The following is a 12796-nucleotide window of genomic DNA, read 5'->3' as shown; positions in this document are numbered from 1 at the left end:
CTGATGAGACTTGCTGTATGCGAACTGCCTGATGGCCTCGAACTTGGTAGTCCGACGTGGCTCACATTCATAGAGAGAGTGGGCGACTTAGACCCTGACCTGCTGGTTCTCAATGAAATGCCACTGGGCGACTGGATCGCGGACCGCCGTGGGCCAAACGCCGCCGTTGCAGAACGATTCGCGAAGCCGTATGACGAGCTCGTGAAGGAGCTTCTCTCCCTGCCGTGGGCAACCTTTGGATCGCGCCCGGTCCAGCGTGGCGAGTTGCTCGCAAATGAGGCGTTCTTAGTCGACGAGGGACACTACAGGCCGGTGCATCACAAGCAATACTTTCCACAAGAAGCTGGTTGGTACGAGCAGGATTGGTTCGCGCCGGCGATAAATGGTTTTGACGTTGTGGACCGTGGAAACGTCCACATTGGCGCACTTCTCTGTACTGAGTTAATGTTCAATGAGTGGGCAAGACACTACAGGCGGCGCGGTGCCAACGTCATTGCGGTTCCGCGCGCTACGGGCGCTCTCGACACCAAGTGGCGCGCTGCGGGTGCCATGGCCGCCGTCGTCTCGGGTTGCTATGTGGCGAGTTCCAATCGGTCTGCCCACGAAGGTACCAGACCCAGCCAGTTCGGCGGCGGCGGCTTCGTGTTCGCCCCGAGTGGAGAGCTTTTAGCGCAAACCACGGCATCCGAACCTATTGCGGTTGTAGAGGTTGATCTCGACCTCGTGGTCGAGGCGCAGAGGGCTTACCCCTCGTATGTGCCAGAAATTGGCTAATGGGCGAGGGCGCATCTCGGTGGATGTAGGCTTAAGGCGAATGGCACTTACTTTGGCTCGTAAGCATGACCATGCTTCTCGACATGTTGGCGGGCTTGGGCGCGCGGCACCTTCAACCAGGGGTAGGGTTTGGGCCTTCGTTTTCGCATTCGCGGCTCGATGCGTCCGGGTCGATGGCCGACCCGGCATTGAGCGATCAACGCGAACAACTGCCCGCAATCCTTGGTGGCTGAGAGGCCTCGCGAGACCCACTCTAACCACAGTTGCACCGTGTGCTTAAAGCTCAGGCCGCGCGGGTCTATCCCGGCATTGCAGGCAGCCTGCGCCATGAGCAGTCGGATCACGTTGTAAGCGAGCAGATGGACCCACAGTTGCTTTTCGTTCATCTGCGGCGTCTGACAGCTCAGTACATCCATGCCCGTGGTGGTCTTGAGGTTGCGCAGGTCCAGCTCAACGTTCCAGCGACGCGCGTACAGCGCCGAGAGGTCGCGCTTGGTGACCTGGCGATGGTTGAGCAGCGTGGTGACCAGCACCTGATGATCGACCTTGACTTCACGCAGCGTGATCTCATCGGGAAAGCGCGCGTACTGCTCGGGCGTCATCCACTCTGGACGGGCTGCGGGCTTGGGCCAGCGCACGATGTGATCGCGTGTGCCCAGCGACTGGCCGCGTCGAAAGTCGGTGATTCGTGCTCCGTTTTGCTCGAACAGCGCATCCACACCGGCGGCCATCAGCGTGGCGATCAGAAAATAGTTGCAGTACAAGGCATCGGCAAGCATTACATCGCCGGGGCAAAAGCCTGCGAGCAGACGGCGTACCAGCCCAAGCTCGCCACTGCCTTTGCCGCGCTGTGGCCCTATCGCCGCGTCCAGCGCCGCGCCGGTGGCCAGGCAAATCACCATGACCAGCCGCGCCAGGGGAAAGCCGACCCCGGGCGCCTGCGTGCTGGGCTGGGGATACAAGGCTTGGTTCTGCGCGGTATCGGGCATCGACAGGCAGGTGCCGTCCACCAGCTTGACCGCGCGACCGCGCCAGAGCCATTGCGCCAGCGCTTTTTCGCCGAGCAGGCGGCCTGTTTTGCGCGCGAGCGTGCTGACCATCTCCAGTGGCAGCCGCTGACGAGCCCTGCAGTACCCGCCAGTGCGAACGCTGCACGCGCTCAAACCATCGGCTGCGCGCTGCGCCGCCCAGCCGTTGACCGCTTTCTGGCATGAGCCATCGGCCTGCAGCGCCTGGCGCATGAACATTGACAGCGTCACCGTTGGCGGATACAGCCGCTCGCGGTGCTCGGGCAGCAGCGCTTCGCTCGCGTGCAGCAACTCCGGACTCGTCAGCACGTTGAAGAACTCCACCGCTTCGGTCGATCGCGCGCGCCGTTCAATGCCTCTTTGACGTTGATGCAAACCGCTTCGGGCATTACGATCCATGGTGGCAGGCCTTCGGAAAGATGGTTTGGGTGCTTCGTAAACAACCATCCTATCGACCCTTGGTCAGCCACTTCCCTTTGCATTCAAGCACTTACGCCCGTCGCTCAATGCCAAACAGCCAAAGTAAGTGCCATTCAGCTTAAGGCCAGTTTTTGATATGGAAATATTGGAGCATCATGTTTAAGAATGGTATGCGTCCCGTCCACCCTGGAGAAGTTTTGCTGGAGGACTACATAAAACCCATGGGTACCAGTGTTCGTGCCCTGTCATTGGCTCTGCAGGTTCCGAATTCGCAATTGCGCGAAATCGTTGATGGCCATCGTGGTGTGTCAGTGGACATGGCCCTTTGCCTGGAGCGCCATTTCGGCAGCGAGGCCCAAGGGTGGCTGAATCTGCAAGCAGCCCATGACCTGCGGGTTGCTGAAAAGTTGAGCGCCAAAGTCAGGTTGCAGCCACCAGATTAGTGTCATTCGAGCGGGTGTGCAGCCTGCAAACACAAATGGCGTCCACCACTTCTCAACTAATGATAACGCTTTTTATCAGTAGTTGAGGGCTGCACAAAAGTTGATGAGATTCGGCGCCATGTGTCATGTTCATTTATGCCTCAAAAAGAGAAATTGACTGCAAGCGGGCGAGCAGCTGCCTGAGACAGTGGCGTTGAAAGCCACCCAGACCATCAAAAGATCCGTTTTCATTAAATGCGAACGGCCTGGCCTTGAGTCAGAATGGATCTAATTCTCCACCTTGTTTACAGCGACCACAGCACTGCCGCGATGAATGTTCGTTGGAGGGCTTGGAATTTCCTTTTCAGTGACTCCTCCCAGGAACCAGTTGCGCAATGCTCTGGCAGATATGCGCGACCGTCGCAGGTTTTGAAAGGTGGGCATTAAAGCCATTCTGCAAGGCGCGCACCTTGTCCACCTGCCGTCCGTAGCCGCTGAGCGCAATCGCCTTGAGGTTGAGCCAGTCGGGGCGCTTGCGTACCTTGCGAATCAGCTCGTAGCCGTCCATGTAGGGCATGCCCAGGTCCGAGATCAGCAGGTCGTAGCTGTTTTTGTCCAACATTTCCAGCGCCTGCTGGCCGCTGCTGGCCATGTCTACGGCAGCGCCCTCCATACGCAGCAAGGCTGAAAAGGGCGTCAGCAAGTTGATCATGTCATCGACCGCCAGAATCCGCAGACCCTTGAGGTGGCCGATTGGCAGGGCAGGGGGAGGTTCTTGCACTTTTTCCTGCGCCAGTGGCAGCCAGATGGTGAAGCAAGTGCCCTTGCCGATGCCCTCCGAATCGGCCAGCACCCGGCCGCTCTGGGCCACCGTCAGGTCGCGCACCAGCGTCAAGCCCACGCCCAGGCCGGTGTTGGTGTTGGTGTTGGTGTTACAGATTTTTTGATCAGACGCCTGGACAAACATGCCGAAGATGTGCGGGAGGACCGCCGGGTCGATGCCCTGGCCGGTATCGACCACGCTCACCGTGGCAAACGTGCCGTCGCGTCCCAGCCGCACGGTGATGCTTCCCCCGGTAGGCGTGAACTTGATGGCGTTGTTGATCAGGTTCCACAGGACCTGCTCCGTGAGGACACGGTCGCACAGGGCGATGACCTCCTGGTCCTGGCATTCGAAGTTCATCCTCAAACTTTTTTTGCTGGCTGCTTCCTGCTCTGCGGCGGCAATCGATCTGGCCATTTCAGCCAAATCGACCGGCGCCAGCCGCAGCGTCAGCTTGCCGGTACGGGCGCGCGAGAGGTTCAGCAGGTCGTCGATGATCTTGGTCTGGCTGACCACGGCGCTCCTAATGGTCTCGCCGACCCGCGCCACCTCGGGCAGCGCGCGCACCTCGGGGTGGCTCAGCAGCAATTCGGTGTTGACCTGGATCAGGTTCAGCGGGTGCTTGAGTTCATGCGACATCACGGCCAAAAACTGGTCCTTAAGTTCGTTGGCCTGCTTTTCCATGGCCAGTAACTCGTCGCGACGCACCTGCTGCGAGCGGCTTTTGGTCATGTCCCGGGTAATCTTGGCAAAGCCGCCGGCCTTGCCTTCCAGCCGGGTGACCACGCCGCTGCCAAAAAAGGTGCTGCCGTCCTTGCGCAGGTGCCAGCGCTCGTCCAGGCTGCGGCCTTCCTCGCGCGCGCCGCGCAATTCCTCCTCCGGCGCCCCGACGGCGCAGGCTTCGGGCGTGAAAAGCATGGCATATGGCTGGCTGACAGCATCCTGCTCCAAATACCCGAACAACTGCTCGGCACCTTGGTTCCAGGTCGTGATCAAGCCTTCCTCATCAAGGGTCAAGATGGCGTAATCCTGGGTGGTCTCGGCAGCAATGCGCAGCCGATCTTCGCCGGCGCGCACACTTTCCTCGGCCTTGCGCAATTCGGTGACATCGACAAACGTCAGCACCACGCCATCGATGTGGTCGTCCGTCGTGCGGTAGGGACGAAGATGGGCCAGGTATTGCCTTCCGTCGCTGCTGCTGACCGGCCGCTCCACCAGGGCCAATGTTTTGAGAATGGCAGTGACATCGCTTGCAAGCGACGGGTAGTCCAGCTTGTGGGCGATGTCCATCAAGGGACGGTTGATGTCGGACTCGATCAGGTTGAAGAGGCGGGTGGCCTGGGGAGTGAAACGCTTGATGTGCAGGCTGGGGTCGACGAATATCGTGGCAATGTCCGACGATGCCATCAGGTTTTTCAGGTCGTCGTTCATCATGCTGACTTCATCGACCTTGCTCTTGAGTTCAAAGTTGACGGTGCTCAGTTCCTCATTGGTCGACTGGAGTTCCTCCTGGCTGGTTTCCAGCTCTTCGCTCGCCGAGCGAAGTTCTTCATTGACGGCCTGCTGCTCCTGGTTCGATGACTTGAGCTCTTCGTTCGACGTTTCGGACTGCTCGATGATCTGTTGAAGATTTTCCTTGAGCTGCCTGATTTCGGTTTGCAGCAGCTCGACCGGCGCCTGGTTTGCCTGATCGGCACTGCTGGGCAGCGAGCCGACTCGTTTGTCAAGCACCTCTTCAAACATCACCAGCGCCTGTGCCGACTGCTGGCCTTCCTCCCCGAAAAACCAAACGGTCAGCTGCACCCATATCGAGCTGCCGCCGCGTTGGACCGAGAGCGCACGGGTCTTGACGGGCCCAACCGCCTGCGCGGCCTGGTAGAGCGCCGTGCGCAACTCGGTGCGCAACTCGGCTGGCGTGTTGTCAAGAAGATTGACCGATGGCGTGTCGCTGCCCAGCAGCAGGAATTTTCCAACATTCTCGGACAGGTGCAGGATGCTGTGGTTGCCGTCGATCAACGCACTGGGCGAGACCATCTGGCTGATGAGCTTGTGGTGCAGTTCCGAAAACGATGCGGGCTTGGGCGCGCGCCGGTCCAGCCCGCGCTGGTTGAACACCAGGCGATCGGGTGGCGGGTCCTTTGCCAGCAACAAGTGGCGGATCGACTTCCCATTTGGGTTGAGCTTGAAGAACCGGCTCTTTGTATCCAGCATGGCAAACAGGTTCGGCGCTGCATCCACCGCTTCCGAACTGCCCAGGAACAAGATCCCTTCAGGCTTGAGCGCAAAGCGAAAGGTTCCCAGGACCCTGGCCTGCGCCGACGTGTTTAGGTAGCTCAGCAGGTTGCAGCAGCACATCAGGTCGATGCGGGAAAAAGGTGGATCGCGCAGCACATTGTGGTGGGCAAACAGCACGCTTTCCCGCAGGGGCTTGACCACCCGGAACTGCTCTTTTTCCGGGAGGAAAAACCTTTTCAGCCTGGCTGGCGACACATCGTTCGCAATCGATGCCGGATACAGTGCGTTGCGGCCGAAGTTGACAGCCCTTTCATCCATGTCGGTGGCGAAAATCTGGAGTTCGGACGTGCAGTGGTTCAGTTCCATCTGCTCTTTGAGCAAGATGGCCACCGAATAGGCTTCTTCCCCCGTGGCGCAGCCCGCCACCCAGACCCGTACCGGCTCGTCTGGCGAACGATCGAACAGCAGGCCGGGCAGCACCTCGCGCTCAAGCGCTTCGAAAGCCGCCGGGTCGCGAAAGAAGTTCGTCACGCTGATCAAGAGGTCCTGCAGCAGCGGCTGGACTTCTTCAGGATGCGCGCGCAGGTAGTCGCGGTAGGCGGGCAAATCCGGCAGACAGCGAATTTGCAGCCGGCGCTCGATGCGGCGAAGGACCGTGGCCCGCTTGTACTGGCGGAAATCATTTTTGGTGTGAGTGCGCAGCAGCGCCAGGATGTCGCGCAGGGCTTCTTCGCCCAGCCGCAACGCTTGCGCATCCTGGGAAGCCATGACCTCCTGTGATGCCTCAGCCATTCCGGGCAGCCTGATGCGGCAGGCATTGGCCCACAGTGCCACCAAGCGCTGCGGCATGTCAGCCGCCTTCTCGATGAAATCGACCATGCCCGTGGCAATGGCGGCCTGGGGCATGCCGCCCGATTTGGCCTCTTCGGGCAGCTGCGCCAGGCTGATGCCGCAGCATTCCTTGATCCGGCTCAGCCCTGCCGCGCCGTCCTGGCCGGTGCCCGACAACACAATGGCAATCGCCCTTTCCTGGTGCGCCTGGGCAAGGCTGCGGAAAAACTGATCAATCACCACTGGCCTGGCGCCGATGTGCTCAAGCTCGCTCAAGCGCAGTTCGCCGCCCTGCATTGTCAGGCCGTGGCCGGGCGGTATGACATAGACATGGTTGGCTTCAAGCGCCGTTGGTGCCTGCACCTGTTGCACCGGCATGCCGGTGGTGCGCTGCAAAATATCGGCTGCGCTGCTTGCCTGCGTGGGGGCCAGATGCAAGATGACCACGAACGCCATGCCGCTTTGCGCCGGCATGGCCTGGAAAAAGCGCATCAAGGCTTGCAGGCCACCGGCCGAGGCGCCCAGGCCCACCACAGGGAAATCCGGGGCGTGCGGCCCGGGGCCTTGGGGCGCTGAAAAATCACACGGTTCTTCCAGCGGATGTTCAAGCGGCTCAGACATAGGACTGCCCCCTGGGTGATGCATCAACCCATGGTACGGCCAGATGAGGCACAACTATTGATCCGGCCCGATGAAGTATCAAGCGGCATAGCGAACACGCCGATCCTGGAAATAGGCGATAACTCGCTCAGGCGTGCGTTCGAGCAACGTCATGTGCTCATTGGCAGCATCGCGTAATTTGGCTTTGCTGCGCACCGGTACGCGCTTTCCCAACTCTTGCTTGAGGTCCGCGTTCAGGCGTTCCTCCGGGTTGAGTTGCGGGCTGTAGCTGGGCAAATAGAACAGTTCGATGTCCTCCTTATGTTCAGCCACCCACGCCTTGACGATTTTGCTGTGATGAACCCGCAAGTTGTCCAGAATCAAAAACACCTTTTTTTCCGCATCCTTGATCAGCGCTTGCAAGAATTCGATGAGCTTGTCCGCGTCAAACGCATCGTCAATGATCATCCAGCGGGTCTTTCCCTGGTTGGTCACCGTGGCAATCATCGAGAGTTTTTGCCGGGTGCCGCCGATGGTCCTGGCCACGGGCGTTTTCCCAGCGGGCGCAAAGCTTCTGCCGCGCACATCCGTGTTGACAAGCGCCGTCTCGTCACCCCAATGGATTTCAGCGCCCTCCTGACGGGCACGTTGCTCTATCGCCGGGTACTCCCCTTCGAGCCAGGCTTGCACAGCTTCAGGGTTTTGTTCGTAGGCGCGCTTGATAGGCTTTTGAGGGGTAAAACCCCAGCGGGCCAGGTATTTGCCAACGCTGCGCACCTGCAGCTTGACCCCGTACTCCTGCTCGATGAGTTGGCCCACGGCCGCCCGGCTCCACAGGAAGAAATCCATCTTGAGCTGCTCAGGGCGTTGGTCGATGATGCTGCGCTGAATGCTGTCCTCCTGGGCTTGGCTCAGGGTGCGCCCAAGACCCTGGCTGCGCCCTCGCAAGGCCGGTCGAATCGCCGGCCAGCCGCCCGCATCAAAGAGATCGATGCACCTGCGCACAGCCGGGTAGCTCAGACCCGTCATGGAAACAATTTGCATGATGCCTATTGCCCTTTTATGCAGCCTCACGACTTGCTTGCGCCGCTCGTGAAGCTGCTCCAGCGTCTGCTTTCTTGCATTTTCTTTTTCCATCTTTCTTCGATAGAGAAAATTCAATAAAGTTGATACTTCATTGGGCCGGATCAATAATAGATGACCGGTTACCCATACATTGATTTAATAAGGCTTGGTCGCAGGCAATTCAGAGCCAGAGCCCTTATGAGCTGAACAGGTATATTGTTGGCATAGATGCCGAACCACGAGGGGACTGCGCACGATGGCAGTGTTTTCTCAGAAGCCAATATCGTCATGAAAAGCGAGTCACCCCTATGATCGAGGACGACCTTGCACCGGCCATGCCAGACTTTTTAGCGCAGGGTGGCGCCATGGCCACGCGCATCCGGGCGCTGGACTGGGAAAAAACCCGGCTGGGCGTGCTTGATGGCTGGCCCAACAGCCTGAAATGTATGCTCGCGACGGTCCTGGGCAGTCCCAAGCCCATGTATGTCCTTTGGGGCCCGGAGTTTGTCTTCTTTTTCAACGACGCCTACGCGCCGATGCTGGGAAAACACCTGGACGGTGCGATGGGCCGGCCGTTTGCCCAGGTCTGGCCCGAGCTGTGGGCCGACTTCGAGCCGATGCTGCGCCAGGCCCTGAGCGGCCAGGGGTCTTCCTACGACAACATGGCGCTCACCCTGGCGCGCCACGGCTACCCCGAGCCGACCTGGTGGACGTTTTCCTTTCTTTGCTTGCGCGACGAGCGCGGCGCGGTCGTCGGCGTGCACTGCATCTGCATCGAAACGACAGAACTGGTGCGCGCGCAGGCGCACCAGGCGTTTTGGCTCGATCTCGCAGGCGCGCTGCGCGCGGCCCACACACCGGAGCAGCTGAAGGCGGTGGCGGCCGAAAAGCTGGGCCGCTACCTCGCGGCGAGCTGCGTCGGTTATGGGGAGGTTGATGCGGCGGGCGACCACGGCGTGGTTCCTCAGGATTGGACAGCCGAGGGTTGTCCCAGTGTGGTGGGAATGCACCGGCTGGACGACTTCGGGCCTTTGATGGCGCAGCAGCTGCGCGCAGGCCGGACCGTGGTCGTCCATGGGATCGACCAGGACCCGCTCACCGCCGGGCCAGCTTACGCCGCGAGCTACCAGGCCATAGAATGCCAGGCATTCATCAACGCGCCGCTGGTCAAGGAGGGGCGCCTGGCCGCGATCTTCTTTGTGCTCAATGCCGAGCCACGCGCTTGGGCTGAAGGCGAGCAGGCGCTGGTCGAGGAAGTGGCCGAGCGCACCTGGTCGGCCCTGCAGCGGCTGCAGGTAGAACTCGACCTGCGCCAGACACACGAAGTGCTCGACCACCGCACGACCGAGCTGCTGCACTCGGAAAATGCGCTGCGCCAATCGCAAAAGCTCGACGCGCTGGGCCAGCTCACCGGCGGCGTAGCCCATGATGTCAACAACTTGCTGGCGGTGATCGGCGCCTCGGCCGAGCTGCTGCGCAGTCCCGGCCTTGCGCAGGACCAGCGGGGCCAGTACCTGGACCGGATTTTCGACACAGTGGCGCGCGCCGCCAAGCTCACCGGCCAGCTGCTCGCTTTCGCCCGGCAGCAGTCGCTCAGGCCCGAAGTGTTCGACGCGAACGAGCAGGTGCAAGGCGTGCTCGATCTGGTGCGCCCGCTCTTGGGGACGCAGGTTGAAATCGATCTGCAGGGCTGCGAGGAACAAAGCTGCCTGGCCGAAGCCGACATCAATCAGTTTGAAACTTCGCTGGTCAACCTCGCGGTCAACGCACGCGACGCCATGGACGCCAAGGGCCGGATCACCGTGCAGGTCCAGCAGGTCGATCGCATCCCGGCTGGCCCGGGCCGAGATGTGCGGCCAGGCGATTTCGTGTCCATTTCGATTCGTGACACCGGGGTCGGCATTGCCGCCGACCAGCTCGAAGCGATCTTCGAGCCCTTTTACACGACCAAGGCGGTGGGCAAGGGCACCGGCCTGGGCCTGAGCCAGGTGTTTGGCTTTGCCCGGCAGTCGGGCGGCGAGATCGCGGTCACGAGCGAGCCGGGCCAGGGCGCGGTCTTTACGCTGTACTTGCCGCGCGCCGAGGGCGCCCCGGCGCCACACCCCCGGGCAGCGCTGCCCGAACAGAGCAACGCGCAGGCGCCGGGCGCCAAGGTGCTGGTGGTGGAAGACAACGACGTCCTGGGAGAGATGACGTGCGAGATCTTGGCGGCACAAGGCTACCGCGCGGTCTGGGCGGCCAGTGCCACAGCGGCGCTGGCGCTGCTGGGCACAAACGGCAGCGGCTTTGACCTGGTGTTTTCAGACGTGGTCATGCCCGGCATGAACGGTATGCAGCTGGGCCTGGAGGTGCGCCGGCGCCATCCCGGCCTGCCGGTGGTGCTGACCAGCGGGTACAACGCTGTCACGGCCAACGAGGGACAGTACGGGTTCGAACTGGTGTTAAAGCCCTACACGCTCGATACCCTGGCGCGCGTCTTTGGCAAGGCTCTGGCAGGCCGAGCAGGCCAGGCCAGCAAGGGGTAATGGCGCCATGGATCGGCGTTCATTTCCAGGCCAACTAGGCCGCGTCTTCGGTCGCACAAGGGGGGCGTGACATGCGCAGGGCTCGCAAAATTGAGCACGATCTGTCAGGAGTGGCCAACGCATTTCTCGCCCTTGTGGTGGTCATGATGCGCCAATGAGCATGCTGATGTATGCAGGCGTGAGTTTTTATCGTTGAGGACAACCCGTTCATCCTGGAGTGGCTGACCCAAGCGTTGTATGACTTGACGTTGGCCCAGGTGGTGGGGGTCCGCTGCCACCGAGAACCAAGCCTGCGACTGGTTGCTCACGCATCACGCGGACTGGGATTTGGCGGTGGTCGACATTGGCCTGGCCCAGGGCAATGGCGTCAATGTGATCATGCGCCTTCGCAGCAGGCGCGCCGCGCAACGACATGGTGGTGCTGACCAAGTACAGCGCCACGCACGCTCGGAGCACCTGCATGACGGCCGGTGCTAATGCGTTTTTTGACAAGTCCACACAAATTGAGGAGTTCGCCCAGTACGTGAACGACGGATCCTTCTGTATTTGATGGGGTCAAGCCACCGCTCAGAGCCTGCTTCAATGCGTCTCAATACAGGTTTTGAAAGGCTCTGCACGCATCGCCCTGAGGCCAGCTATGTGCGGCACCGTACCGACCATGTCGTCCCAAGGTGTTATTTTGGATGGGCAAACATTCAAGCGACAGACCTCTCTGCTGCGCGTTTGACGCGGCTGCCTGTTGGGTCATCAAGACACCGGCGTGCTAGTTCCTTGTCAGTGAACGGCCTCAAACGCCAGGAAAGTTGAACCCATGCTGTACCAGTTTTTAGCCAACAACCGCGGCATCCTGATTGACAGGTGCATTGAAAAGGTCGCCAAAAGACCGAAACGGGCCGCTTCCGCCGAGCAGTTGAAAAACGGCATTCCGATGTTCATCGACCAGTTGACCAGAACACTCAAGGCCGAGCAGCGTAATGAAGACGCGACCAGTCTTGAGATTTCCGGCCCGGCGGGCGGCGATGCGTCTAACTTGTCTGAAATGGGGCTCACCGCGACTGCGCATGGCAAGGCGTTGCTGCACCTGGGCTACAGCGTGGACCAAGTCGTGCATGATTATGGCGACCTGTGCCAGGCCATCACCGATTTGGCTTTCGAGCGGGATGCGCCGTTCAGCATCGACGAATACCGAACCTTGAACCGCTGCCTGGACAATGTCATGGCCGACGCCGTGACCGAATTCAGCGCCCAGCGCGACGCAGCCCTGGCGCTGCAGCAAGGCATGCACGAGAATGAGCAGCTCGGCTTTTTGATGCACGAGCTGCGCAATGCGCTTGGAACGGCAAGCCTTGCGGTCAGAGCCCTGGAGATGGGCAACTTGCCCCTGGCGGGGGCCACCGGCGCGGTGTTAAAGCACAGTCACGCGTCGATGGCCCGGCTTATCAGCCATTCCCTGGCCGAAGTGGCCATCAAAGGAGCAGCGCCCGGTCGGCGCCACAGACTCGCGCTGGCCGATTTCATTGCCGACGCCAAAACTGGCGCCGACCTGGAGGCGACTGCGCGGGGATGCCTGCTTACCGTGCCCGAGGTGGACGGGAGTCTGGGCATCGAGGTCAACCGTGACCTGATGCTGGCGGCCTTGATGAACCTGCTGCACAACGCCTTCAAGTTCACGCACCCGCATACCGAGGTGACGCTCAAGGCGCATGCGCTGGCGGGACGTATCCTGATCGACGTGAAAGACCACTGCGGCGGCCTGCCGGCTGGAAACACTGAGAAAATGTTCACGCCCTTCACGCAGCGCAGCGGTGACCGGACAGGCATGGGTTTGGGCCTGTCGATTGCGCGAAAAAGCATCGAGGCCGACGGCGGCACCCTGAGCGTTCGGGACGTGCCGGGCACGGGATGCATTTTCACCATCGACCTGCCGTGCCATTCACTGGGATAAGCCGCTCAGGTTCTTCACCGTTTTTTCGGCTCTTGAGAGTTTGCCGTGCGGTGCTTTTTGCGCAGCTACCTGTATCGCGCCTTGGGCCTCATGCGGGGCCTGCGCACAAAAAGGCAATCAATGGCCTG

Annotated in this window: 7 protein-coding genes; 4 read left to right on the top strand and 3 right to left on the bottom strand. The window is 60.7% G+C overall.

What is annotated here, in order from left to right; genetic code table 11:
* Window positions 1–3 precede the first annotated feature (3 nt).
* Window positions 4–774, top strand: a complete 771-nt coding sequence (locus tag EC86_RS0121370; protein ID WP_029527900.1) for a carbon-nitrogen hydrolase family protein — start codon at window positions 4–6, stop codon at window positions 772–774.
* A gap of 47 nt (window positions 775–821) precedes the next feature.
* Here EC86_RS0121370 and EC86_RS0121365 read toward each other — a convergent pair whose 3' ends face one another.
* Entirely contained in the window at window positions 822–2201 is a 1380-nt protein-coding gene (locus EC86_RS0121365) for an IS4 family transposase (RefSeq protein WP_029527899.1), read from the bottom strand.
* A gap of 176 nt (window positions 2202–2377) precedes the next feature.
* Between EC86_RS0121365 and EC86_RS0121360 the strand changes: the two genes are divergently transcribed.
* Complete coding sequence (locus EC86_RS0121360) at window positions 2378–2665, top strand: HigA family addiction module antitoxin (protein ID WP_029527898.1); 288 nt, start codon at window positions 2378–2380, stop codon at window positions 2663–2665.
* Between the two features lie 343 nt (window positions 2666–3008).
* On the opposite strand, the gene EC86_RS0121355 is transcribed toward EC86_RS0121360, so the two are convergent.
* The gene (locus EC86_RS0121355) at window positions 3009–7154 is read right to left on the bottom strand and encodes a chemotaxis protein CheB (protein WP_029527897.1); all 4146 of its coding nucleotides are present in this window, start codon (window positions 7152–7154) and stop codon (window positions 3009–3011) included.
* A gap of 78 nt (window positions 7155–7232) precedes the next feature.
* Complete coding sequence (locus tag EC86_RS0121350) at window positions 7233–8270, bottom strand: IS630 family transposase (protein ID WP_029525640.1); 1038 nt, start codon at window positions 8268–8270, stop codon at window positions 7233–7235.
* A gap of 236 nt (window positions 8271–8506) precedes the next feature.
* Between EC86_RS0121350 and EC86_RS0121345 the strand changes: the two genes are divergently transcribed.
* Window positions 8507–10723 carry a GAF domain-containing hybrid sensor histidine kinase/response regulator gene (locus tag EC86_RS0121345; RefSeq protein WP_051676231.1) on the top strand — a complete coding sequence of 739 codons (2217 nt, stop codon included), beginning with the start codon at window positions 8507–8509 and terminating at the stop codon, window positions 10721–10723.
* An 811-nt stretch (window positions 10724–11534) separates the two neighbouring features.
* On the top strand, window positions 11535–12668 hold the full coding sequence (locus EC86_RS0121335) for a sensor histidine kinase (protein WP_029527895.1): 1134 nt from the start codon (window positions 11535–11537) through the stop codon (window positions 12666–12668).
* Window positions 12669–12796 lie beyond the last annotated feature (128 nt).

It is taken from the genome of Polaromonas glacialis, assembly GCF_000709345.1.
In the GTDB taxonomy this organism is placed as follows: Bacteria; Pseudomonadota; Gammaproteobacteria; order Burkholderiales; family Burkholderiaceae_C; genus Polaromonas; species Polaromonas glacialis.
This window is presented reverse-complemented; position numbering and strand designations above follow the sequence as displayed.